The sequence below is a fragment of the Corynebacterium gallinarum genome (genome assembly GCF_014837045.1).
GTDB lineage: Bacteria > Actinomycetota > Actinomycetes > Mycobacteriales > Mycobacteriaceae > Corynebacterium > Corynebacterium gallinarum.
Window position 1 is genome coordinate 69085 of record NZ_JACSPR010000008.1, and the last position, 24421, is coordinate 93505.

A 24421-nucleotide genomic window follows, 5' to 3' on the forward strand; every position below is an offset into this window, starting at 1 on the left:
ATCACCACCCGGCGGGGTAAAATCGCTGTATGAATGCGAAACGGGCGGTGTGGGAGCGTTACCTCCCCGGGGTGGCGGCACTGGTGCACTACCGGCGCTCCTGGTTGCGCGGTGACCTGCTGGCGGGTGTCACCGTCGCCGCCTACCTTGTGCCCCAGGTGATGGCCTATGCGGTCATCGCGGGGTTGCCCGCCGTGGTGGGACTGTGGTCGATTCTCCTGCCCATGGTCATCTACTTCTTCCTGGGCACTTCCCGGAAACTGTCGATCGGGCCGGAGTCCACCACCGCCCTGATGACCGCGGCCGGCGTCGGTGCGCTGGTGGGGGCAGCCGGTGGTCCGGAGCGCTACGCGGAGGTCGCGGCCATCCTCGCGATCGCCGTCGGCATCGTCTGTCTCATCGGGTTTGTGACCAGGCTGGGTTTCCTCACCTCACTGCTGTCGCGCCCGGTGTTGATCGGCTACCTCATCGGCATCGCGCTCCTGATGATCGTCAGCCAGCTCGGCAAGATCACCCAGCTCGAGGTGGAGGGCGAGAGCACCTGGGACAAGGTGGTGTCCTTCGCCGGCCAGATCGGTCAGGCGCATCTGCCCACCGTGATGCTCAGCGCCAGTGTGCTCATCCTGCTCTTCCTCACCTACTGGCGGTTCCCCAAGGCACCCTCCGCGCTGCTGGTGCTCCTGCTCGCCGGGGCGGTGGTGGCCATCTTCAACCTGGAGCGCCTGGGCCTGGATGTCATCGGCGAGGTGCCCCGCGGCCTGCCGGAACCGCGCATCCCTGACCTGGGGGATCTGGATCTGTGGGCGCTGCTGCCCTTCGCGGTGGGTATCGCGATCGTCGGTTTCTCTGACAACATCCTCACCGGTCGCGCGTTTGCCTCCGGTCGGGGAGAGGTCATCGATTCCAACCAGGAACTACTGGCCCTGGGTACAGCCAATGTGGCCACCGGTTTCCTCCAGGGATTCCCGGTGTCCTCCAGCGGTTCGCGCACCGTGCTCGCCGACACTGCCGGTGCGAAAACCCAGGTGTATTCCCTCGTGGCCATGCTCATGGTGGTGCTGGTGCTGCTCTTCGCCGGGCCCATCCTGGAGTCCTTCCCCGATGCCGCGCTCGGCGCGCTGGTCATCTTCGCCGCCACGAGGCTTATCGACGTCGCCGAGCTCCGCCGTATCGGACGTTTCCGCGCGAGCGAGCTGTTCATCACCGCGGTCACCACCGTTACGGTGGTCATGTTCGGCGTGCTCATCGGCATCGGCGTGGCCATCGTCCTGTCGCTGCTGGATCTCATCCGCCGTATCACCACACCACACGCTGATATTCTCGGTTATGCGCCCGGGGTGGCCGGCATGCACAGCATGCACGATTACCCGGATGCTGTTCCGGTCCGGGGTCTGGTGGTCTTCCGTTATGATTCCCCGCTGTTTTTCGCCAACGCCGAGAACTTCCTCGAGCAGGCGGAACAGGCTGTCGGTGACTCCGACCAACCGGTGGAGTGGTTCCTCATCAACGCCGAGGCCAACACCGAGATCGACCTGACGGCCGTGGATATGCTCGAGGAGCTGCGCATCCGGTTGGAGGAACGCGACATCACGCTCGCCCTGTCCCGGGTGAAACAGGACCTCCACCGCCAACTGGAACCCACGGGGTTCATCGACAGGATCGGGGAGGAGAACATCTTCGCCACCCTGCCCACCGCGGTGCGGGAATACGCCAGGCGGTACCGGGAGAAGCACGGGCAGTGGCCGGACGGGGTGCCCGGGTACATCCTCAATCCCTAAAGGCCTCAGTGACGGCCATAATGGTGACCATGACACCGATGACCCCCTCAGCCCCCACCTTCCGCTGGTCCCGCACCCTGGCCCGGATCGCGCTCGGGGTGGCGCTGGCAGGTGCGGGGACCGGCCACCTGACCACCCTGCGTGAGGAGTTCCAGGCCCAGGTGCCCAGCTGGATGCCGCTGGACCCGGACCTCGTGGTGGTGGCCTCCGGAGTCGTGGAGATCGCACTCGGGGCAGCCCTCATCCTGGCGCCCCGGTCGTTGCGACCCATCGTGGGTACCGCGACGGCAGCGTTCTTCATCCTCATCTTCCCCGGCAATATCGCCCAGTATGTGGAAGGCACCGACGGGTTCGGTCTGGACACCGACCGCGCGCGGTTGATCCGTCTGTTTTTCCAGCCGCTGCTGGTGCTCTGGGCCCTGTGGTCCACCGGGGCCTGGGAGTGGCTGCGACACACCGTGAGCCGGTCTAAGGAGGAGCCACGATGGGTGTGATGACAGTGACCGCCACGGGTGCGGCGACACCGGATCTCGCCTGGCAGCGGTACCACTACCTGCAACGCTGGACCTCCTGGGCCCCGCACCTGACCGGGGTCGATGCTGAGACCCCCACCCTCATCGCCGGCACCCGGGGACGCGTGAAGATCCTCCGGGTAGCCACCGCGCGTTTCCGTATCCTGCGCGTCAACCCGCAGGCACGAACCTGGTCCTGGCGGGTCCGCTTCGGTCCACTGAACCTGCTGCTCGATCATGGCCTGGATGAACTGGCCACCGGCACCCGCGCCTGGGTGCGGATCCGGGGGCCGTGGCTGATCCTGGTGCTCTACCGGCCACTGATGTGGTGGGCGCTGCGCCGGCTGGCATCAGACACGAACCTAGGCGCGGATAAGACCTGAGATCGCCCGCGCCGCCCGGTCACCGGAGATCAACGCCCCGTTGATGGAGGCGGTGTCACGGTGATCACCGGCGACGAAGATGTGTTCGCCCACCCGTTGGGATTGCCGGTCCACCAGGGGAGGGCGCTGCTCCGGAAGCGAATGGGGAACATCGTGGCGGATGATCAGCTCCCAGTCGCCGGTGGAGGTGGCGTAGATCCGTTCCAGGTCCGCCCGCACCTCGGCTTCCGTCGCGGAACCCTCGCCCAGCAGGGCGGTCGCCTCGATGAGGTGCTGACCCGCGGGGGCGTAGGAGGGCGCGGCCGCGGACACCACCGCGGCGTGGAGCACGGGTCCCGCCGCACCGCCTCCGGGCCGGGTGGCGTCCAGCCGGATGAATTTACCGGTATCCGGGGCCTCATCGGTACGGAACCACCAGGTCGCCAGACCCTTCATCCGCGGTGCCTCCACACCGGTCAGCTCGCCGGCACCCACCGGGTCGGTGGCCACCACCACGTAGCGGGCGGTGAAGGAACCGGCGTCGGTGTCCACCGTGACACCCTCACCGGTCTCACTGATGCCGGTGACCGCATGACCGGTGAGGGGAGCGCGCTGCAGGCGGTCCACCAGCTGCTGTGGCAGGGCCTGCATGCCACCGCGTGGCAGTCCCGGGGAGCCGTAGGCGAAAGACCGCAGCAACAGGCGGGCGAGGTTGGCGGAGGTGGTGCCGTGGCCGTCGGCAAGCACCCCGGCGAGGAAGGTGTCCAGGACGTTGCGCCGCAGGGGCCCGGTGATCCCGGCGCGGTCCAGGGCCGCGGTCAGGGTGGTGTCACGGGTGGCCCGGGAGGAGATACTCTCGCTCACGAGCGTCGGCCCCAGCCACCGGGCGAGGGCGAACAGCTCAACCGGGGAGAGGTAACCACTGCGCAGCGTCTGCGGGATAAGCCGTGGGTGACGCAGCGGGTGGGCGAGGGTGGAGATGCCCGTGTCATCGCGCAGCTGCACCCCGACGTCGAAATGCTGCATTCCCAGGGCCTTGAGATCCACCCAGTCACGCACCGCGCGGTAGGCGGGGTTGAGCACCTGGAAACCGCGGTCCAGCAGGAAACCGTCGATGTGGTCGGTGCGCACCCGGCCACCGATCTCCTGCTCGCGTTCCAGGACCAGGACACCCAGTCCCTCCTCCTCCAACCTGCGTGCAGCCTGCAGGCCGGCCAGGCCCGCGCCGATGACAATGACATCCGTGTCCATGGTGCTCCTTCGGTACTTCCTCGTCCGGGATTTCCCCGTCCAATGATAGCCGTGTCGCAGGTAGCCTCGGGTGGATGAACCACGCACCCGATGCCGACCGGGAGGTGTCCATCACCGCAGGTGAGTATCCACCCGCAACCCTCCATGTGATGACCTGGAATATCCGTCGCCTCATCCCGGGGCAGCTCACCCGCCGGGCGGACAGGTGGACAACCCGCGCGCCACTGATCCGCGAGGCCCTGTCCGAGCTGCGCCCCACCATCCTGGGGGTGCAGGAGGCCCTGCCGGAGCAGACCGCCTTCCTCCAGCAGGTGCTGGGACCGTCCCACCGGTTCGTGGGGCGGGGGAGGGGACGTCACCACGCCGGTGAGGCCACGCCGATCTTCTATGACACCACGCAGCTGGAGCTGCTCGGCTGGGAACAACAGGCACTCTCCGATACCCCGGAGATCCCGGGATCGGTGTCCTGGGGCAATATCTTCCCCCGGGCGTTCGTCGCGGCGACCTTCCGGCACCGGGCCACGGGTAACCGGTTCGTGGTTATCAACACCCACCTCGATCCTCTCTCCCGTCGCTCGCGGCTGCGTTCCGCCCGGGCCATCCGTGACCACATCCGCTCCACGCAGCTGCCCGCGGTGGTCACCGGTGACGTCAACGCACATCAACGCAGTGCCACATTCCAGGCCTTCACCAGCACCAATGTCCTCACCGACACCTGGGCCACTGCTGCCGGCCACCTCACCGCCGAGTGGGGCACCTTCCCCAACTACCGCGACCCGACGCCGGGAGGTAAACGCATCGACTGGATCCTCAGCACGCGCGACTGGCAGGTTCACAGGGCAGGGATTAACGCGCGGCAGTACGCTGGCGCGTGGGCATCTGATCATCTCTCTGTCCATGCACTGCTGATTCCACCGGGAGAAACAGGAAATGACGACCCCCATGATCGATAATTTCATCCGCCCGCCGAGGGGCCTGACCGAGACGGTCGCGGATCTCATCCGCATCGGTGGGGTGTTGAGTTTCTTCGTCGCTCTGGCCTTCTTCGAACTCACCGAGGCTGCCGTCATCGCGTTCACCCTGCCGGGGATGCTCATCGCGCGGTTTCTCGGCATGACACCGATACCGGATGCGATCCTCACCACCAGTCTCATCATCGCCGCCTGGAGTAATGTCTTTGAGCTCTACACCTCCATCGCCTGGTGGGACATGGTCATCCACTTCATCTGCGCCGGGGGACTGGCCGTGGCCGCCTATGTCTACCTCGCAAGGATCGGTGCGGTGCCCCCACCGGGCACCCACCGGGTCGCCGCTATCGCCCTGACCACCTCGCTCGGATTGTCTCTGGGCGTGTTGTGGGAGGTGGTGGAATGGGTTGGTTTCACGTATGTCACCTCCCAGATCTATGTCACCTACGAGGACACCATCAGCGATCTCGTCGTCGGCGGTCTCGGCGCGCTGGTCTGCGGTGTCGCGGTCGCGCACGTGCCCCTGGTGCGTGAGGAGCAGGTGCCCGCGTCCCCCCAGCTCGAGTGCTTGTCGACGTCCCCCTGACACCCATTCAGGGAACAATCCGGCACCGCCACCCGTTGCACCGACTACACCGAAACACCATCTGAGAGGATCCACACCACCACATGGGCACCCACGACTCCGACCACCCGCTGTACTCACCGGTCACCCTCGGACACCTTGAGCTGAATAACCGCATCATCATGGCTCCGCTGACCCGGATCAGGGCGAACACCGACGGCACCCCGACGGAGATGATGAGGGAGTACTACGCCCAGCGCGCGGACTTCGGGATGATCATCACGGAGGGCACCTGGCCGATTCAGGAGGGCCGCACCTGGGGTCAGCAACCGGGAATCGAGACGGCTGAGCACGTCACCGCCTGGCGTGAGATCACCGATGCCGTCCACGAGCGTGGCGGGAAGATCATCATGCAGCTCATGCACGGTGGGCGCATCTCCCACCCGGAACTCACCGGCACGGGACGCACCGTCGCACCGAGTGCCATCGCCGCCCCGGACCCCATCCGTATCTCCACCGGCAAGGTGGATCCGGTGATCCCGCATGAGCTGGGACTGGATGAGCTGGCCACCGTCATCGACCAGTTCGTCGCCGGTGCCCGCAATGCGATGGCCGCCGGCATGGACGGTGTCCAGGTCCACGGTGCCAACGGTTACCTGCTCCACGAGTTCCTGGCTCCCACCACCAACCTGCGCGGTGACGCCTATGGAGCCAGCCCGGAAAAGCGCGCCCGCTTCGTCGCCGAGGTGGTCACCGCGGTGGCCCGCGAGATCGGTGCCGGCAACACCGGCCTGCGACTGTCCCCGCAGCACAACATCCAGGGTGCAATCGAAACCGATGACGCCGATGTCCTGGCCACCTACACCGCGCTGGCACGCAGCCTGAAGCACCTGGGTCTGGCCCATGTCGAGCTGGTCCACCACGAGCCGGAAGGCGAGCTGATCCAGACGCTGCGCCGCGAATTCGGCGCACCGCTCATCGTCAACACCGGTTTCAGCAGGTTCACACAGCGGGAGGCGGTGGAGGAACTCGTCGACAAGCAGGCCGCCGACGCGGTCTCGGTGGGGCGCCTCGCACTGGCCAACCCCGACCTGGTGCGCCGCTGGCAGCTGGACGGACCCCTCAACGAGCCGAACCCCGAGACCTTCTACGTGGGCGGGGAGAAGGGCTACACCGACTACCCCGTCATGGAGTACAGCCTATAACCCCACCGGGGGCGAGAAAGTGACCTCCGGCCCCAGCCCGCGCCGCGTCAGCTCCTGCTGCGCGCGGTCCAGACTGCCGTGCTCCAGGGCTGCCAGCGACGTCTGCCCCGACCACACATGACGGCCGAAGCGTCGGACCTCGATGCTGAGCTCACCGGCCAGATGTTCCAGATCGCCCGCGGTGTTGCGGTGCTCGCTGGGCAGGGGCACGGGCAGGATGAAGGCCTGGTCCAGGGGAGCGGTGGCATTGATCTCCACCTGCCAGCCGAACCCCCGGCCCGAGAGCTCCCACCGGTCATCGCTGGTGCGGGTGTCCACCGGGCTGATCACGGGATTGCCCAGCCGGAACACCCGCCCACCGGGCAGTTTCACCGCCAGTCCGGTGACCTCCGTGCGCAACGGGCCGCTGTGGATCTTCCCACCGGCGAACGCCACGCAGGCATCCGGTTCGGCGAAGCCCTGCGCCTGACCCCACCACCAGGATTCCGGGAACCCCTCCCGACCCCAGTTCTTCTCCGCGTACACCTGGGCATTGGTGAACTCCCACGTCTCATCACCCACGATGGCTGTTCCGGATGCCTTCCCACCCAGCAGCCACGGATGCCAGTACTGGTTGAGGGCGGGCACCATCTGGAAGATGCTGGAACCACCCGCCGCACGGTGGGGCCAGGGAGTCAGATCGGTGAAGCGGATATCCAGGCGCGCATCGGGGCCCAGATCCACCCGGAGCCGGCGCCGGTTGCCCTCGAAGGCGCCGTCACCACCTTCCACCCCCAGCCCATCCGGATCAGCCCACGCCCCGTCAAGGGCATCGGTGCGGATGAACCCAGTCGGCCAGGCGGCGTACCCCACCGTCGCCCACGGGCCGTCCGGCCCCTGGTTCACCCCGCACAGCGCGATGATGACGCGGCCGGTGACAGGATCGGTGATGCGCCAGAAATACCCTTCCATGGACACTCCCTCGTGGGCGGGCAGGGGATCACCGAAGAGCAGATCAGCTCCGGTGGCGCGGTATCTCTTCAGCAGGCTCATAGACCCCAGTACAACACACCTGGTGTGAGCTGCGCCACCATTTCTCCAGCGCCTGGTTGGGGTGCGACAATGAACCCCATGACAGCAACCCTCGTGGCCAGTGACCTCGCCGGCGGCCACGGCCACCGCACCCTGTTCCATTCCCTCAACCTCACCGTCGCCCCCGGGGACGTCGTGGGCGTGGTGGGGGCCAACGGCGCCGGGAAGACCACCCTGTTGCGCATCCTCGCGGGCGTGGATGAACCCCAGGCGGGTTCCGTGTCCCTGTCACCCGCCGACGCTTTCGTCGGGTGGCTGCCCCAGGAGCATGAGCGTGTGGAGGGTGAAACCATCGCAGGCTACGTGGCACGGCGCACCGGGTGTGCCCAGGCCACCGCAGACATGGATGAGGCGGCCGCAGCGTTCGGTGAGGATGACTCGGCCGCCGATGCCTACTCTCTCGCACTCGACCGGTGGCTGGCCAGTGGTGCCGCCGACCTGGAGGAACGCCTCCCGGTGGTCCTCGCCGACCTCGGTTTCGAGGTGGGTGCGGGCCTGGATGAGCAGCTGATGACCTCCCTGTCCGGCGGCCAGGCCGCCCGCGTCGGCCTCGCCGCCCTCCTGCTCTCCCGGTTCGACATTGTGCTTCTCGACGAACCGACCAATGACCTCGACCTCGACGGTCTGGAACGCCTGGAGAACTTCGTCCAGGGCCTGCGCGGCGGTGTCGTGCTGGTCAGCCACGACCGTGAATTCCTGGCCCGGTGTGTCACCCAGGTCCTGGAACTGGACCGCGCGCAGGACACCAACCGGGTCTTCGGCGGTGGCTATGACGCCTACCTGGAGGAACGCGCCACCCTGCGCCGCCAGGCCCGGGAGAAGTACGAGGAGTTCGCCGAGAAGAAGGCCGACCTGGTCGGGCGTGCCCGCACCCAGCGGGAATGGTCCAGCCAGGGCGTGCGCAACGCCATCAAGAAGGCCCCCGACAACGACAAGCTCCGGCAGCGCGCCTCCACCGAATCCAGCGAGAAACAGGCTCAGAAGGTCCGCCAGATGGAAAGCCGGATCGCCCGCCTCGATGAGGTGGCCGAACCCCGCAAGGAATGGACCCTGGAGTTCAACATCGCCGCCGCGGAACGCTCCGGTTCGGTGGTCTCCACCCTCAATGGTGCCGTGATCCGGCAGGGGGAATTCACCCTCGGCCCGGTATCACTCCAGATCAACGCCCGGGAACGCATCATCATCACCGGGCCCAACGGGGCCGGGAAATCCACCCTGCTGCGGCTGCTGCTCGGGCGGCAGACCCCCGATGAGGGCACTGCCAGTCTGGGCTCCGGGGTGCACATCGGTGAGATCGACCAGGCCCGCACCATCCTCGCCGGTGAGCAGCCACTCGTGGACTCCTTCGAGGCCGCCGTGCCGGAGATGACCGCCAGTGAGGTGCGGACCCTGCTGGCCAAGTTCGGGTTGACCGCTGATCATGTCCATCGGCCCGTCGACAAGCTCTCACCCGGTGAGCGCACCCGCGCCGGGATGGCGCTGCTGCAGGCCCGCGGCGTCAACCTGCTGGTCCTGGATGAACCGACCAACCACCTGGACCTGCCCGCCATTGAGCAGCTGGAGCAGGCGCTGGAGACCTACGACGGCACCCTGCTGCTGGTCACCCACGACCGCCGCATGCTGGACACCGTCGGCACCGACCGTCACTGGCAGGTGGTGGACGGTCAGGTCAGCGAGCTCTAACCGGTGTTCTAATCCAGTGGCACGATGGTGATGTCGGTCAGGGACTCGGCCAGCTCGACCTCGGGTGCCGGGGTGACCTCGACCTGCTGGACCTCGATGACATCCTGGTTGCCGACCGACGTGTCCAGGGTGCGCATCATGCTGCGGGCATTAGGCGCCTCCGGTGTCCCGGTGCCGAAGAATTTGTCCAGTCCCTGGACGTTGAACTGGGTGGACATGTAGCGGCTGTTGTTGCTGGTGTTCCACTGCGAGACCACCAGATCCATGTTGCCCAGGGTGGAACCCGGGGTGATATAACCGCCGTAGAGCTGGGTGAAGTTGCTCGGGGACTGGGCCTCACCCCAGCCGCCGAAACCGGAGACCACGACGTTGGCGGGTGCGATCTCATTCCAGTCCCGCTCGATCTCCTTGGAGATGCGCACCTCGATGGCCATGGTCTCGGCGTTGAACATCGCCAGCACCCAGTGCCCCTCGATGTAGCGCAGCGACATCTCCCCGGCCTTCACCCGGTCACTGAGGATCGGGGTGATGCGTGATCCCCAGGATCCGGTGCCATCGGAGTTGAGGGAGTAGTGCTGCCACTTGTTGCGGTCATCGATGTCATAGGGACGGAAGCGGGTGAGGTAGACATCGTCGTTGCGCTTGAACTCCGAGGACATCATGTACACCCAGTCGTTGGCCTGGTCATAGTCCCAGGTGATCAGGTTGGCCTTCCCATCCAGGTAGCTGGTGGGGATGGTGGCGATGCTGCGCCACGTGCGTCCCTGGTCGGTGGATTCCCAGATCTGGGTGCGCAGGACATTGCCCACGCCCTCATTCCACATCGCCTGCATGTAGAGGTTGCCGTTGATGTTCATAACATCAGAGGGCAGCAGGGTCAGGCCGCGGTCATTGTGGGAGTAGTTGACCAGCTGTTCCACCTGCCAGCTGTCATTGAGGGGGCGTTTGATCACGATGCGCCCGTCAGCGTCCATCTCTGCGATAACACCGATGGGACTCAACCAGTCACCCTGGCCGAAGGTGGCACCGCGGAAGGAATCACCGAAGATGATGGCGAATTCCCCGCCGTCACCCAGCCAGGTCATGGTGCCGAGATCACCCGTCATCACGCCCACATGGTTGGAGATACCCGGTCCGAGCACATCACCGATGAGGTTGACCACCAGTCCATCCGAGATGTCCTTGGTCCACGGGGTGGCGGGGTCGGCGGGTCGGTGGGGTGCGCCGGAGGATCCTGAGGCGCTGCTGGACCCGGTGGAACCGGATGAGCCCGGGGAGAACGCGGACTGGGCGAGCGCCCCGGGGGAGAGGGCAGCACAGGTGAGCGCCCCGGTCACGATCAGTGTGAGGGCGCGGACAGACTTAGACATGGAGGGTTCTTTTCACGGCGAGGGGGAGGTTATGCGGTACAAATCCAGCCACATAACGGAACAAGCCGAAATTTTATCAAGAGCCACCCGGAAGTGCAGGTTTACTTATGCGTCGGGCGGGTTGAGCATTATCCCCGCGGTCTCCAGGAGGTCCGGGTTGTCCACCTCGAGGGCGTAGAGGGCATACCCCACCGGGTTGGCTGCGATCAGCTCCGCACAGTGCTCCCGGATGCGTGGCCAGATCCGACCGCCACCGCGGGCATAGCGGTCCAGGAGCCGCTCGACGCTGTCCGGGGTGGCGATCATCTGCTGCATCATGAGATCAGCGGCCGGATCACCCACCCGGGCGGTGGTCCAGTCGATGATCCCGGTGATGCGCCCATCCTCCACCAGGGTGTGACCGGGGTAGATCTCCCCGTGGGTGAGCACGGTGTGTTCAGGCCAATAGGTGTCCTCCTCCACCCATGCCCGCCAGCGCCGCAGCAGTGCGGTGCTCACGGTGAATTCCTGCTCCACCCGGTCGAGGTCCTCCGACCATGCTTCGCGCACCTCCTCCGGGGTGCGGATGGGGATGCCGGTGTCGGCGACCTCCGCGACGGGGATGGCATGCAGCTGGATGAGGATGTCCGCGAGGTGATCGACATAGACCGGTGAGGAGGCATCAACGTTCCACACCGGTTCACCGTCCCTGGTCAGTTCCAAGCCCGGGACACCGGGCAGCAGGGGATAGGCGATCAGCTCCCGGGTGTGGACCTGCCAATCGGGGACCGCCACCGACAGGTGCCGGGACACAACCTGCAGCACCCTGGCCTCCGCGGCGGCGCGATCCATCACGGAAGGGTAGCGGGGGATGCGCAACACCCAGTCCCGGCCGGTGGTGTTCGTGGCCATGACCACCCGGAAATCCAGACCCATCTCGATGATGTTCAGCGACGCAGGCTCCAGATCCAGCTGGTGCGCGCGGGCCAGGTCGAGGAGATCCATGACGGGCACCGGTGCCCTACCAGCCGGTATCGCGGAAGTTGAGGTATTCCCCGATGACCGCGGCCCCCAGATCATCCAGATCCGGGGCGGTGACCCTGCCACCCACGCGGTCGGCGAGCTGGTTGAGGAAGTGCTCCAGGCCCTGATCATGGCCGAGCCGGAAGAAGGTAGTGCGGGTGCCGCGCCGGGTGATCCGGTCCAGCTGGGTGACGGTCTTCTTCAGGGTCTCCGGGTGGGTCGGCCAGTTGAACCAGGCCTCACCCCAGTCCTCCAGGTGGGCGGTGGGTTCACCGTCGGTGACGATGAGCAGGGTGGGTTGCATCGAGGGGTGGCGGGCGAAGAAATGCTCGGCCAGCAGCAGGGCGTGGTGGAGGTTGGTGCCCTGTTCATGGACCGGTGGCAGGGCGGTGAGCTCGTCGATGTCCATGCTCATGGCCATGCGACCGAAACTGATCAGGGCCAGTTCATCACCGCGGAACCGGGTGGACAGCAGGTGGTGCAGTGCCAGGGCGGTCTGTTTCATGGGCACCCACCGGCCCTTCGCGGCCATGGAGAAGGAGGTATCCACCAGCAGCGCCACGGCGTTCTGGGTGCGGGCCTCGGTCTCCACCACCTCTACATCACCGATCTCAATTTTCATGGGTCCGTCGGTGCCTGCGGTGCGCTGCAGGGCGTTGGTGATGGTGCGGGTGACATCCCAGGACTGCGTGTCACCGAATTCATAGGGGCGCGAGGCACCGGTCTGTTCGCCGCTCGCCCCGGCCAGGCGGGAGTCGCGCGCACCGGTGCGGGAGGCGAGGTGCTGGGCGGCGTCGTCAAGCAGGGTTTTGCCCAGGCGTCGCATCGCCTGCGGGGACAGGCGCAGCGAACCGTCGGCGTGACGACGCAACAGACCACTGTCGCGCATCGCCTTGTCCAGGCGGGCGAGCATGTCGGCGGACACGGCAGCCTCCTCACCGAGCTGACGTTTGACCGCATCGAGGTCGATGTCGGTGTGGTCATTGCGCAGCTGCTCGGCCAGGGCATCCAGCTCGGCGAGATCCTGCATGGCCCCGGTGCCATCACCGAGTCCCATCCCCTCCTCACCGGAGAATTCCTCGGAACCGGACCAGTCCAGGTCGGGGCGCAGACCCTGCAGGCTGCCGGCGAGTTCACCCAGCAGGTTCTGCAGCTCAGGCGACCCGAAGGCCTGGGCGGAGAGTTCCATCAGTTCCTGCCGCTGCTCCTCGGACATGGAGTTGAGCATGCGCTGGGCGGCGGCGGAGCGGGCGGCCAGGGCGTCGATGAGCTCGTTGATATCGCGGGGATTCTCCGGGAAGTGCTCACCGTGTTTGGCCATGAAGTCCGCGAAGTCGGCCGGGGTGTCGGTACCCTCACGGTGCTTGGCCAGCAGGCCGTTGAGGTCACGCAGCATCTCGGCGATAGCGGCGCGGTCCTCATCGGTGGCACCCTCCATAGCCTGTTTCATGCCGGCGAACTGCTGATCCAGCATTTCCCGGCCGAGCAGATCCTTGATCTGTTCGAACTTCTGTCGCGCCTCGGTGGACTGCCAGTCATAGGTGTTGAGTTCGGTGATCGCAGCCGGGGTGGACTGGGGAAGATTGTCCAGCAGCAACTCCCGGAAGGAGCGGTCGGTGTCATCCATCATCACGTCACGGGCGAGCTGACCGCGCTCGGCCAGCACCGCCTCGTCGAGCAGTTTCTTCGCCTCGCGCAGCGTGCCGCCGAGGTTGTTGCGTTGCAGCAGCTCACGGCGTCGTTCAGCGGCACGGCGGGCGAGTTCATCAAAACCCTCCCGCCCGCGCGCACCCCGGCGCAGGTATTCGCGCAGGGCCTGCTCGGGGGAGTACCCGGCCATGACATCCCGACCGATGGCATCCAGGGCCTCGGTGAGATCCACCGGGGGCGCCAGTGGATCCGGCCCACCGGTGTAGCGGCCGTAGCGGGTGCGCCGGTAGTTGCGTGCCATGACGGTCTCCTTCGTAGTCTTTGCAGTGTGGGCCGGGGATGGTTTAGCCGTAGATGGTTTCGCCCTCGCCGGAATCCTTGGCGATCTTCCGGGAGAGGTACAGGCCCTCGAGTGCCAGCTCGATGGCGGCGGCGCGGGTGCCGGGGGTGGTGGCACCGAAGATGTCGGCGACCTTGTCATAGAGATCAGACTCGCCCAGTTCGGGCAGGCCGGCGAGAAACTCCTCGGCGGTGACCTGCTCACCCGTGGAGACGGTGACCGAACCATCCAGGGCGGCGATCAGCGGGGTGAAATCCACCCCGCGCAGATGGGAGCGGATGGCCTCGGCGGTGGCGGTGCGCAGCAGGTACTCCAGGGTTTCCCACTCGCGGCCCTCCTCACCGGATTCGAATTCGATCTTGCCGCTGAGCACATCCACGGCGGCCTCCAGATCCACCAGGCGGGCCACGGCCGTATCCTCACCGCGGATGGTGGCGCGGCGCAGTGCGGCGGCCGCGACGGTTTCCGCACCTGCGATGGAGAAACGCGCCGAGACACCGGAACGCTGGTTCACCGCGGGGGATTCACGCAGGGCGCGGGTGTAACGGGCCAGGATCTCCAGCAGGACCGGGGGGATCTCGGCGACGAGGTCCGCCTCCTGGGTGATCACCGCGATCTCATCCTCCAGGGCGAGCGGGTAGTGGGTGCGGATCTCCGCCCCGAAGCGGTCCTTGAGCGGGGTGATGATGCGCCCACGGTTGGTGTAGTCCTCCGGGTTGGCCGAGGCCACCACCAGGACATCCAGTGGCAGGCGCAGCATGTAGCCACGGATCTGCACATCGCGTTCCTCCATGACATTGAGCATGGCCACCTGGATGCGCTCCGCCAGATCGGGCAGCTCATTGATGGCCACCAGGCCACGGTTGGAACGTGGGATCAAACCGTAGTGGATGGTCTCCGGATCACCCAGGCGACGTCCCTCGGCCACCCGCATCGGATCCACATCACCGATCAGGTCCGCCACCGAGGTGTCCGGGGTGGCGAGTTTCTCCGCATAACGGTCCTCGCGGTGCACCCACACGATGGGCAGGTCATCACCTTCCAGTTCCACCCGCAGGCGGGTGGCGTCGGTGATGGGGGCCAGGGGATCCTCGCGCAGATCGGTGTCAGCGACGGCGGGGGTCCACTCGTCGAGAAGCATGGCCAGGGAGCGCAACAGGCGGGTCTTGCCCTGGCCGCGTTCGCCGAGCAGGACGATGTCATGGCCCGCGATCAGGGCGCGCTCCACCTGCGGGATCACGGTGTGCTGCAGACCGTGCAGCCCCGGCCAGGGATCCTCACCCGCGGCCAGTTTCGCCAGCAGGTTCTCGCGGATCTCCGCACGCACCGGGCGGTGGGTGTACCCGGTGTCCTTGAGCTCGCCGAGCGTGGCGGCAACCGGAGGGATGCTGGGGGCGCTGTTGGGGGAGTTATCGGGGGTCACATCATGCTGAGGATTCACACCAATAGGCTAGCCACGTTTCCGGTTGTGCAACAGGGGGGTGGTTGCGGAGGGGCGATCCGGCACCGGTTCAAACAACAGGTCCAGCCGTCGGGAAGTTCGGTAGGCTTCCCAGAATGGAGACCACGCCACCCACCTCAACGCTTCTTCTGCTGGTGCGCCACGGTGCCACGCCCACCACCGGCCAGGTACTGCCCGGTCGCGCGCCGGGCCTCCACCTCAGCGATGTGGGACGCAGGCAGGCGAGCGAGGTAGCAGAGCGTATCGACGCACTACCCCTGGCCGCCATCTACACCTCCCCGATGGAACGCGCCCGGGAAACCGCCGCGCCGACCGCAGAGAAGTTCGGGCTGGAACCACAGGTCATGGACGCGTTGGTCGAGTGTGAGTTCGGTGAATGGACGGGGCAGAAACTCACCGACCTGTACAAACTGCCCGAATGGAGGACGGTGCAGCAACAGCCCTCCACCTTCCGTTTCCCCGGCGGGGAGAGCTTTACCGAGATGCAGCAGCGGATGGCTGCGGCGGTGGAGGAGATCGCTGCCCGGCACACCGGTGAGGTGGTGGCACTGTTCAGTCACGCAGACCCCCTCAAGGCGGTGGTGGCCCACCTCGGTGGTATCCCGTTGGATTCCTTCCAGCGCATCAGCATCGATACGGCCTCGATCTCGGTGGCGGAATTCCTCACACCTAAGGCACCGGGCGACCAGGCGGCAGGGGAGGACCCCGCCGACACCACGCCACGGAACCAGTTCCGCATGGTGGTGACCAACTCCCGGACCGGTTCTTTGAGTTACCTGCGGGAGGGCTGATGACCGGGGAGTTCGGCGAGGTCGGGGAGCAGGATCCACGCCCACCATTTGATCGGGAACTGGAGATCCTGCGCACAGGGAAGCTCGCGGTGGTGACCCAGCTGATTGAATCGAGCAATCTGGGGTTCGTGGTGGATTCCAGCCACGGGGAGCACTACGGCTGGGCGGTGTACAAGCCCCTGCTGGGGGAGAGGCCACTGTTTGATTTCCCCCCGGGTCTGCACGCCCGCGAGGAGGCAGCCTTCCTCCTCAGCGAGTACCTGGGCTGGCACCTGGTGCCCCCGACGGTGACCCGGGAGGATGCGCCTTTCGGGGTGGGATCACTGCAGTGGTTCATCGATCATGAGGGCGATCATTATTTTCCCCTGTTGGACACCCGTGAGGATCTGCACGATCAGTTTCGTCGCATGGCGGTGTTTGATCTGCTGGCCAACAACACCGACCGTAAATCCGGTCACGTCCTGCTGGGCGCGGGGGACCGCGTGTGGGGCATTGATCACGGACTGTGTTTCCACGCCGAGTCCAAACTCCGCACCGTGATCTGGGATTTCGCGGGTGAACCCATCGATCAGGAACTGGTGCGCGCGGTCTCCCCACTCATCGACGAGGTGCCCGATGACCTCGCCCGCCTCCTGCTGCCCGATGAGGTCGACGCCCTCCAGACCAGGGCCTCACGCATTGTGCGCCTGCCGTTCTTCCCACATCCCCGTTCGCATTACCAGTTCCCCTGGCCGCTGGTGTGAGCGCCAGACCGAGGAGACAACCATGCCCCTGACCTTCACCCGGGCCAGGCCCGAGAATATCGCCGCGGTCCAGCAGGTCTACCGCACCATCATCGACCACCTGGGTGCCACCATCGACTATCCCCGGTGGCATCAGGTGGGGCACCCCGGCCCGGAGCTCATCGCTTCCTGGATCATCGCGGGGGAGCTGTACGTCGTGCGCTACGGTGTTGATAACAACAGGATCGTCGGTGCAGTAGTGCTCAACCACGACGCCGCGGACGGTTATGGTCGCGCCGACTGGGCCATCGACGCTCCACCTGAGGAGGTGCTGGTGGTCCATGCGCTCGGCGTGCTGCCGGAGCGCGCCGGGCAGGGGATCGCCCGCTTCATCCTCGATGCCACGATGGATCTGGCCAGGCAACAAGGCCTGCGCGCCATCCGGCTGGATGTCTACGTCGAGAACACCCCCGCCATGCGGCTCTACACCGGCTACGGGTTCACCGATCTCGGCTGCCATCGGATCGACTACGGAAACTACGATCTCACCGACTTCCATCTCTTTGAACTGGTGCTCTGAGCAGCACCGATCGTTGCAGCTCAGAGCCCCGGCCCGACTCCCGCGCCCGGATTGAACGTAGGATGGCCGCCAACATCGCCTATCGCGATTGATCACCGCACATTCAACCGACCTTTCAAGGGAGTAAAGAATGACTGATGTAAAAGCACTTGCCACCACCTTCGCCCAGGCTCACGAATCCGGTCGTACCCTGGTGCTGCCCACCGTGTGGGACACCTGGAGCGCCGGGGTTGCCGTCGAGGCGGGTTTTGAGGGCCTGACCATCGGCAGCCACCCGGTTGCAGACGCCATCGGCAGTTCCGATGGTGAGAACATGGATTTCGCCGATTACCTGGACAAGATCAAGCGCATCAGCTCATCCGTCGAGGTGCCCGTCAGTGCTGATGTGGAATCCGGTTATGGGCTCCAGCCCGCGGAGCTCATCGAACGTCTACTGGAGGCCGGTGCTGTCGGCGCCAACATCGAGGATGTCGTCCACTCCGAGGGCAAGCGCGTGCGCGATCGCCAGGAGCACGCCGACTACATCGCCGCAGCACGCGCCGCCGCCGATGACGCGGGCGTGGACTTTGTCATCAACGGTCGCACCGATGCCGTGAAGCTGGGCACCGATGTCTTCGAGGATCCCCTCGCCGAGGCGCAGGAGCGCATCAGGCTCATGGAATCCGCCGGCGCCCGTTCCGTCTATCCCGTCGGTCTGGTCACCGCAGATCAGGTATCTCAGTTGGTCAAGGCAGTTTCCGTCCCGGTCAATGTCACCGCCCACCCGGCCGATGGACACGGCGCAGGCGACCTCGCGGCCCTGACCCAGCTCGGCGCCCGTCGCGTCACCTTCGGCCCACTGTGGCAGATGTGGCTGGCGGAGCTGTCGGTGGGCCAGCTCGGGAAGTGGATCGCCTAAACCCGCGCTTATCGACGCCCCACCCAGTCCCCGTTCCCCATGTCAGCAGGAGGACACCATGTCGGATGAGGTCACCGGCGCCTACGGTGCCCGGGCCGAGAGCTACCACCGGTTGCTCGGCACGGCGGAGGGGGCATCCCCGGCGGAGAAGGACCTGATCACCCGGTGGGCCCGGACCGTGGAGGGGTCGATCATCGACGCCGGCAGCGGATCCGGCCGGTGGACCCACATCCTGCACCAGATGGGCCTGGAGGTCATGGGCATCGACATCACCCCGGAGCTGGTGGGGATCGCCCGCCGGGAGTATCCGGACGTGACGTTCATTGAAGGGTCCATGGACACCCTGCCGGTACCGGATGGTGCTCTCGGGGGCATCCTCGCCTGGTATTCCCTCATCCACACCCCGCCGGAACAGATGCCCGATGTTCTCGCGGAATTCCACCGTGCTCTGCGCCCCGGTGGTTCCATCCTGCTGGGCTATATCGACGGCACCGAAGTAACCACCGTCGAGCACCCGATCGCCCCCACCTGGTCCTGGTCGGCTGCCGAGATGACCAATCTGCTCGATGATGAGGGGTTCCGCATCATCCACTCCCAGCACCGGCAGGACGCAGGTACCTGGCCACAGGCCACCGTTATCGCCATCAAGAAACAGTAGACACAGTTATCAAGGAGAGGGTTTTCATGTCACGCACCATTGTTGTCACCGGAGCAGCATCTGGAATCGGTCAGGCTACCGCACAGATCCTCGAGGACGCCGGCAACCGCGTCATCCGGGTTGATCTCAGGGAGGGCGATGTCACCGCCGACCTCGGAACGAAGGAGGGGGTGGCCGCCGCGGTGGAGAAGATCACCGAGCTCAGCGACGGGGTCATCGACGGCCTGGTGGCCAACGCCGGCGTCTCCCATCCCACCGAACTGGCGCTCAAGATCAACTACTTCGGCACCGTCGCCCTCATTGAGGGGCTGCGTCCCCTGCTGGCGAAGTCCGAGGCACCCCGCATCACGGTGACCTCGTCTGCCGCCACCCTCCAGGGCAATGACCCGGAACTGGTGGACATGCTGCTCGACGGCAATTACGACGCCGCCGTGGAACGCGGTGTGGCTCTCGCCGGACAGGGCCCAGAGATCGGCTACGCCAACTACTCCAGCTCCAAGCGGGCAATCTCCCGCTGGATCCGCCGGATGGCACTCACCCCGGAGTACGCGGGCGCAGGAATCGGCATCAACGGTGTGGGGCCGGGGCAGGTCTACACCGGCATGACCACCGAGCTCTTCTCCACGGAGGAGGGCCGCAAGATGGCCGCCGACGCCATGCCCACCCCCTACAACGGCATCGCCGAGGCGGAGCACATCGCCGCTGTCCACGCGTTCCTGGTCTCCGCAGATAATGCGCGGATGACCGGCCAGATCATCTTCGTCGACGGCGGGTACGATGCCCAGTCCCGCGGCGATGACATCTGGTAATCATCCGGACACCGATATATAAAAGAAGTGTAATCTGGAGCACTCACGATGCAGATCCACCAATTGTGAAGGAGAGATCATGACCGAGACAAACGGTTCCACCACCGACAACGCCAATCATGAAACCACCGACCAGCTGACCTTCCAGAACCCGGTCACCCGCTACCCGGAGATCGAACCACCCATCCAGGATCAGCCCGAACCTGGCCTGGATGCGGACCTTGTCCCCAAGACCGACCGCGGTGAGTTCTCCTACCGTGGCACGGGACGTCTTCAGGGCCGTCGCGCCCTGATCACCGGTGGTGACTCCGGTATCGGTGCCGCGGTGGCCGTCGCCTTCGCCCGCGAGGGCGCGGACATTGCCCTGAACTACCTCCCCGATGAGGAGGAGGACGCCCAGTGGGTCAGGGATGTTGTGGAGAAGGACGGTAAGAAGATCGCCCTGCTCCCGGGTGATCTCGCAGATGCCGGGTTCTGCCGCCAGCTGGTCACCGACGCAGTCGATGCCCTCGGCGGATTGGATATTCTGGTCAACAACGCTGGCCGTCAGATCGCCCAGGACAGCCTGGAGGATCTCACCGACGAGCAGCTGGACGACACCTTCAACGTCAACATCCTGGCCATGTTCCGGATCACCCGTGAGGCCCTCAAGCACCTCGAGCCGGGCTCCAGCATCGTCAACACCACCTCGATCCAGGCCTACCAGCCCTCGGCGAACCTGCTGGACTACGCCTCCACCAAGGCCGCGATCAACAACTTCACCAAGGGCCTCGGCCAGCAGCTCGCCCCCAAGGGCATCCGCGTCAATGCGGTGGCACCGGGACCGTTCTGGACCCCGCTGCAGGTATCCGACGGTCAGAATAAGGAAGATCTGCCGGAGTTCGGCAAGAACACCCCGCTGGGTCGCGCCGGCCAGCCGACCGAGCTGGCACCCGCCTATGTTTTCCTGGCCTCCTCCGAGTCCAGCTATGTCATCGGTGAGACCCTCAACGTCAACGGTGGTACCCCCGCACCCTAGGGATACCACAGCAATAATGGCCTATCAGCTGGGGAAACGGGGTAGGATACTGGATTTATGTCAGATCAACTACCTCCATGTCCCCAGTGTGACAGCGAATTCACCTATGAGAACGGCCCCCTGCTCGTGTGCCCCATGTGCGCACATGAGTGGGTCCCCGGTGAGGTGGACGCCACTGATTCTGCCGATGCCACCCCGGTGATCAGGGATTCCGTGGGCAATGTCCTGCAGGACGGTGACAGCGTCTCCATCGTCAAGAGCCTCAAGGTCAAGGGCGGGGGAGGAAAGGACATCAAGATCGGCACCAAGGTCACCGACATCCGCCTCATCGAGGGCGGTGGCGTCGATGGCCATGACATCGATGCCACCGTCCCGGGTTTCGGCAAGATGCAGCTGAAATCCAGCGTGGTGAAGAAACTCTAGGTTTCCTTATCCACCGATAGCTCTCACCGCGGACACCGCCTCCACCACAGCGTGGGTGGCGGTGTCCACCTCGTCCGGGGTGTTGACGGGGGAGAATGTGAACCGCACGGAGGTCCGTGCCAGATCCTCCGGCAACCCGATGGCGAGCAGGACATGCGGAACCTCCCCGGATCCACAGGCGGAACCGGGGGAGCAGATGATGCCACGGTGTTCCAATTCCAGCAGCACCGTCTCGCCGGCGGTGTGGTCGAAGACAAAGGACGCATGACCGGGCAACCTCCGGGTGGGGTGCCCGGTCAGGTGTGCGCCGTCGATGGTGAGCACCTCGGTGATGAAATCGGTGAGGTCGGGTGGGGCGCCGACAAGCGAGGCGTTCAGGGCTGCGGCGAAGGCAACCGCACCGGCGACGTTCTCCGTCCCGCTGCGTCGCCCACGTTCCTGCCCGCCGCCGTGGATGACCGGCTCGACCGGCAGGCGGCACCACAATGCACCGATGCCCTTCGGTGCACCGATCTTATGTCCGGACAGGCTGATCGCATCCACCCCCAGATCCGCTAGGGGCAGCCCGGCGGCCTGCACCGCATCGGTGTGGACGGGTGCGGTGGTCGCCGCGGCCAGTTCCCGGATGGGCTGGACCGTGCCGATCTCATTGTTGGCGTAGTGGATGCTCACCAGCGTGGTGTCCGGACGGGTGAGCTGTGCCAGTTCCGCCGGGGAGACCAGGCCGTACTCATCAGGGGCGAGATAGCTGACCTCGAAGTCGTGGAAACGCACCAGGTAGTCAATGGATTCCAGGACCGCGGAATGCTCCAGCGGGGTGGTAATGATGTGTCGACCCCGCGGGTTGGCCAGGGCAATGCCCTTGATGGCGAGGTTGTCGGCCTCGGTGCCACCGGAGGTGAAGATCACCTGCGAGGCCCGCCCGCCGACCACCCGGGACACCACCTTGCGCGCCGCCTCCAGGCCCGCCGCGGCCGCCTCGCCGACGCCGTGGGGGCTGGACGGGTTGCCGAAGTGGCTGGTCAGGTACGGCCACATGGCCTCGAGTGCTTCTCGACGCACCCCTGTGGTCGCCGCATTGTCCAGGTAGATCATTATTCGAAGTCGAGCCCCAGGTCCAGGGCCCGCACCGAGTGGGTCAGTGCACCGACGGAGATGACATCCACACCCGTGAGGGCAATGTCGGCGACGGTGTCCAGGTTGACCCCACCGGAGGCCTCTACGATCGCGCGACCCGCCACCATCTTGATGCCCTCACGCAGGTCATCATTGGTGAAGTTGTCCAGCATGATGGTGTCCACGCCGGCGGCCAGCACCGGTTCGATCTGATCGAGGCGGTCCACCTCGACCTCCACGTGGGTGGTGTGGGGCAGACGCGACTTCATCTGCAGCAGGGCCTCGGTGATGGTCATCCCGCTGGAGACCACTGAGGCGAGGTGGTTGTCCTTGACCATGACAGCATCGGAGAGGGAGGTGCGGTGGTTGTGGCCACCGCCGTCACGGACCGCCTGACGTTCAATGATGCGCAGACCGGGTGTGGTCTTGCGGGTATCCACGATGCGGGCCTGGGTGCCCGCCACGGCCTCGACATACCGGGCGGTCTGGGTGGCGATGCCGGACATACGCTGGGTGAAGTTCAGGGCGATGCGCTCAGCCCGCAGGATTGCACGTGCGGAACCGGTGATGGTGCCCAGCGATTTCGGTTCGAACGCCTCACCATCGGTGATCTGCAGTTCGATGCGGATCTCCGGGTCCACCAGCCGGAAGGCCGCCTCCAGCAGGCAGGTACCACTGAACACACCGGGTTCGCGGGCCACCAGGTGGGCGCGGACAATGGCCGATTCCGGGACGAGGTTCTCGGAGGTGAGATCACCCCAGGGGGCGTCCTCGTCCAGCGCGGCGGCGACGATTCTGTCGGTGGTGCGCTGATCGATCATTTGGTGGCTCCCTTGGTGGCGGCGGACTGGGTGGGGACGACGGCCAGCATGCGTTCCAGCGCCACCCGGGCGGGGTCGGCGACATCCTCGCCGACGCTGATCTGGTTGACCACGCGGCCGTCGACAAGCTCCTCCAGCACCCAGGCGAGGTAACCGGGGTGGATGCGGTACATGGTGGAGCACGGACAGATCACGGGGTCGAGGCAGAAGATGGTGTGCTGCGGGTACTGGGCAGCCAGGCGCTGGACCAGGTTGATCTCGGTGCCGATGGCGAAGGTCGACCCGGCCGGTGCCGCCTGGATCGCCTTGACGATGAAGTCGGTGGACCCGGAGGAATCAGCGGCATCGACCACCGGCATGGGGGACTCGGGGTGCACCACGACGTGGACATCCGGGTACTCCCGGCGGGCCTTCTCGATCTGCTCCACGGTGAAGCGCTTGTGTACGGAGCAGAAACCGTGCCAGAGCAGCACCTTGGCATCCTCGAGTTCCTCGCGGGTGTTGCCACCGAGCGTCCTGTTCGGATTCCACAGCGGCATCTGCTCCAGCGGGATGCCCATGGCCTTGGCGGTGTTGCGGCCCAGGTGCTGATCGGGGAAGAACAGCACACGCTGGCCACGCTCGAAGGCCCACTCCAGCACGGCGGCGGCGTTGGAGGAGGTACACACGATGCCACCGTGCCTGCCGACGAACCCCTTGAGTGCTGCGGAGGAGTTCATGTAGGTCACGGGGATCACCGGTGCGCGACCCTGGTCATCGGGCTCGGTACCGTAGATCTCCTCGAGCTGCTCCCAGCAGTCCTCGACGGAATCCAGATCGGCCATATCCGCCATGGAGCAGCCTGCGGCCAGGTTCGGCAGGATCACAGCCTGGTCGTCGGCGGAGAGCAGGTCGGCGGTCTCCGCCATGAAGTGGACACCGCAGAACACGATGGCCTCCGCCTCCGGGCGGCCCTTGGCGGCGCGGGCGAGCTGGAAGGAGTCACCGACGAAATCGGCGTGCTGCACCACCTCATCACGCTGGTAGAAGTGGCCGAGGATGACCACCTTCTCACCGAGGGTCTTTTTGGCGGTGCGGATGCGCTCGTGGAGTTCCTCCTCGGTGGCGGTGCGGTAGGACTCGGGCAGGACCTGCTGCCGGGGTATGGCCAGGGGCAGGGGATCAGCCTGGGAGGCGCCGGGGCCGTAACCGGGTGCCATCGCCGGGGTGTCGAGGAGCCAGGGGCCGTCGGCAAGCTCCGGTGCGCAGGAGGAACCGGTGGACTCACCGGTGGCGATGAGCTGGAGGGCGTGATCGACCGACGCATCGGTGACAGTGATCTGGGATGTGGTCATGGTGGGTGTTCTCGCTGTTTTCTTCTGTGGGT

The 24421-nt window shown here is 65.8% G+C and carries 24 protein-coding genes; 15 read left to right on the top strand and 9 right to left on the bottom strand.

Going from position 1 to position 24421, the window contains the following annotated elements; genetic code table 11:
• Positions 1 to 29 precede the first annotated feature (29 nt).
• From H9627_RS11165 to H9627_RS11175, 3 genes are read left to right on the top strand one after another with little or no spacing between them, the layout of a single operon-like run.
• Positions 30 to 1778 (top strand): SulP family inorganic anion transporter, encoded by a 1749-nt coding sequence (locus H9627_RS11165; RefSeq protein WP_191734115.1) that lies wholly within the window; start codon positions 30 to 32, stop codon positions 1776 to 1778.
• 29 nt (positions 1779 to 1807) lie between these two features.
• Positions 1808 to 2272: a DoxX family protein gene (locus H9627_RS11170; RefSeq protein ID WP_191734116.1), complete on the top strand. Its 465-nt coding sequence runs from the start codon at positions 1808 to 1810 to the stop codon at positions 2270 to 2272.
• Positions 2263 to 2673: an SRPBCC family protein gene (locus H9627_RS11175; RefSeq protein WP_191734117.1), complete on the top strand. Its 411-nt coding sequence runs from the start codon at positions 2263 to 2265 to the stop codon at positions 2671 to 2673. Before H9627_RS11170 ends, H9627_RS11175 begins: the two co-directional genes overlap by 10 nt.
• Here H9627_RS11175 and H9627_RS11180 read toward each other — a convergent pair.
• The gene (locus H9627_RS11180; RefSeq protein ID WP_191734118.1) at positions 2653 to 3903 is read right to left on the bottom strand and encodes a flavin monoamine oxidase family protein; all 1251 of its coding nucleotides are present in this window, start codon (positions 3901 to 3903) and stop codon (positions 2653 to 2655) included. The genes H9627_RS11175 and H9627_RS11180 overlap by 21 nt on opposite strands.
• A gap of 74 nt (positions 3904 to 3977) precedes the next feature.
• On the opposite strand from H9627_RS11180, the gene H9627_RS11185 reads away from it, so the two are divergent.
• From H9627_RS11185 to H9627_RS11195, 3 genes are all read left to right on the top strand, one after another.
• Entirely contained in the window at positions 3978 to 4856 is an 879-nt protein-coding gene (locus tag H9627_RS11185; protein ID WP_191734119.1) for an endonuclease/exonuclease/phosphatase family protein, read from the top strand.
• Positions 4846 to 5457 (top strand): hypothetical protein, encoded by a 612-nt coding sequence (locus H9627_RS11190; protein ID WP_225213785.1) that lies wholly within the window; start codon positions 4846 to 4848, stop codon positions 5455 to 5457. The genes H9627_RS11185 and H9627_RS11190 overlap by 11 nt, the downstream gene beginning before the upstream one ends.
• A gap of 83 nt (positions 5458 to 5540) precedes the next feature.
• A complete protein-coding gene (locus tag H9627_RS11195) occupies positions 5541 to 6641 on the top strand; it encodes an alkene reductase (RefSeq protein WP_191734121.1) in 1101 nt (366 codons plus the stop codon).
• On the opposite strand, the gene H9627_RS11200 is transcribed toward H9627_RS11195, so the two are convergent.
• Positions 6636 to 7673, bottom strand: a complete 1038-nt coding sequence (locus H9627_RS11200; protein ID WP_191734122.1) for a tocopherol cyclase family protein — start codon at positions 7671 to 7673, stop codon at positions 6636 to 6638. The genes H9627_RS11195 and H9627_RS11200 overlap by 6 nt on opposite strands.
• Before the next feature lie 78 nt (positions 7674 to 7751).
• Between H9627_RS11200 and H9627_RS11205 the strand changes: the two genes are divergently transcribed.
• The gene (locus H9627_RS11205) at positions 7752 to 9395 is read left to right on the top strand and encodes an ABC-F family ATP-binding cassette domain-containing protein (RefSeq protein ID WP_191734123.1); all 1644 of its coding nucleotides are present in this window, start codon (positions 7752 to 7754) and stop codon (positions 9393 to 9395) included.
• Between the two features lie 8 nt (positions 9396 to 9403).
• On the opposite strand, the gene H9627_RS11210 is transcribed toward H9627_RS11205, so the two are convergent.
• From H9627_RS11210 to H9627_RS11225, 4 genes are all read right to left on the bottom strand, one after another.
• Positions 9404 to 10765 carry a DUF4185 domain-containing protein gene (locus H9627_RS11210; protein WP_191734124.1) on the bottom strand — a complete coding sequence of 454 codons (1362 nt, stop codon included), beginning with the start codon at positions 10763 to 10765 and terminating at the stop codon, positions 9404 to 9406.
• 105 nt (positions 10766 to 10870) lie between these two features.
• Positions 10871 to 11749: a macrolide 2'-phosphotransferase gene (locus H9627_RS11215; RefSeq protein WP_191734125.1), complete on the bottom strand. Its 879-nt coding sequence runs from the start codon at positions 11747 to 11749 to the stop codon at positions 10871 to 10873.
• A 16-nt stretch (positions 11750 to 11765) separates the two neighbouring features.
• A complete protein-coding gene (locus H9627_RS11220) occupies positions 11766 to 13718 on the bottom strand; it encodes a vWA domain-containing protein (RefSeq protein WP_191734126.1) in 1953 nt (650 codons plus the stop codon).
• 43 nt (positions 13719 to 13761) lie between these two features.
• Positions 13762 to 15180: a sigma 54-interacting transcriptional regulator gene (locus H9627_RS11225; RefSeq protein WP_191734174.1), complete on the bottom strand. Its 1419-nt coding sequence runs from the start codon at positions 15178 to 15180 to the stop codon at positions 13762 to 13764.
• Between the two features lie 134 nt (positions 15181 to 15314).
• On the opposite strand from H9627_RS11225, the gene H9627_RS11230 reads away from it, so the two are divergent.
• The 8 genes from H9627_RS11230 to H9627_RS11265 all read left to right on the top strand — a co-directional run bounded on the left by H9627_RS11230 (position 15315) and on the right by H9627_RS11265 (position 21118).
• On the top strand, positions 15315 to 16010 hold the full coding sequence (locus tag H9627_RS11230) for a histidine phosphatase family protein (RefSeq protein ID WP_191734127.1): 696 nt from the start codon (positions 15315 to 15317) through the stop codon (positions 16008 to 16010).
• A complete protein-coding gene (locus tag H9627_RS11235) occupies positions 16010 to 16753 on the top strand; it encodes an SCO1664 family protein (protein WP_191734128.1) in 744 nt (247 codons plus the stop codon). The genes H9627_RS11230 and H9627_RS11235 overlap by 1 nt, the downstream gene beginning before the upstream one ends.
• A 22-nt stretch (positions 16754 to 16775) precedes the next feature.
• Complete coding sequence (locus H9627_RS11240; protein ID WP_191734129.1) at positions 16776 to 17312, top strand: GNAT family N-acetyltransferase; 537 nt, start codon at positions 16776 to 16778, stop codon at positions 17310 to 17312.
• Positions 17313 to 17442: 130 nt separating this feature from the next.
• Positions 17443 to 18210 carry an isocitrate lyase/PEP mutase family protein gene (locus tag H9627_RS11245; RefSeq protein ID WP_191734130.1) on the top strand — a complete coding sequence of 256 codons (768 nt, stop codon included), beginning with the start codon at positions 17443 to 17445 and terminating at the stop codon, positions 18208 to 18210.
• Positions 18211 to 18268: 58 nt separating this feature from the next.
• Positions 18269 to 18868 (top strand): class I SAM-dependent methyltransferase, encoded by a 600-nt coding sequence (locus H9627_RS11250; protein WP_191734131.1) that lies wholly within the window; start codon positions 18269 to 18271, stop codon positions 18866 to 18868.
• Between the two features lie 26 nt (positions 18869 to 18894).
• The gene (locus tag H9627_RS11255; protein ID WP_191734132.1) at positions 18895 to 19677 is read left to right on the top strand and encodes a 3-alpha-hydroxysteroid 3-dehydrogenase; all 783 of its coding nucleotides are present in this window, start codon (positions 18895 to 18897) and stop codon (positions 19675 to 19677) included.
• A 79-nt stretch (positions 19678 to 19756) separates the two neighbouring features.
• Positions 19757 to 20695: an SDR family oxidoreductase gene (locus tag H9627_RS11260; RefSeq protein WP_225213786.1), complete on the top strand. Its 939-nt coding sequence runs from the start codon at positions 19757 to 19759 to the stop codon at positions 20693 to 20695.
• 57 nt (positions 20696 to 20752) lie between these two features.
• Positions 20753 to 21118 carry a zinc ribbon domain-containing protein YjdM gene (locus tag H9627_RS11265; RefSeq protein WP_191734133.1) on the top strand — a complete coding sequence of 122 codons (366 nt, stop codon included), beginning with the start codon at positions 20753 to 20755 and terminating at the stop codon, positions 21116 to 21118.
• A gap of 6 nt (positions 21119 to 21124) precedes the next feature.
• Here H9627_RS11265 and H9627_RS11270 read toward each other — a convergent pair whose 3' ends face one another.
• The 3 genes from H9627_RS11270 to nadA are packed head-to-tail and all read right to left on the bottom strand — an operon-like array spanning position 21125 to position 24389.
• Positions 21125 to 22213 (bottom strand): cysteine desulfurase family protein, encoded by a 1089-nt coding sequence (locus H9627_RS11270; RefSeq protein WP_191734134.1) that lies wholly within the window; start codon positions 22211 to 22213, stop codon positions 21125 to 21127.
• Positions 22213 to 23055 carry a carboxylating nicotinate-nucleotide diphosphorylase gene (gene nadC, locus H9627_RS11275; protein WP_191734135.1) on the bottom strand — a complete coding sequence of 281 codons (843 nt, stop codon included), beginning with the start codon at positions 23053 to 23055 and terminating at the stop codon, positions 22213 to 22215. The genes H9627_RS11270 and nadC overlap by 1 nt, the downstream gene beginning before the upstream one ends.
• Positions 23052 to 24389, bottom strand: coding sequence for a quinolinate synthase NadA (nadA, locus tag H9627_RS11280; RefSeq protein WP_191734136.1), 1338 nt, complete (start codon positions 24387 to 24389; stop codon positions 23052 to 23054). The genes nadC and nadA overlap by 4 nt, the downstream gene beginning before the upstream one ends.
• Between the last annotated feature and the right edge of the window lie 32 nt (positions 24390 to 24421).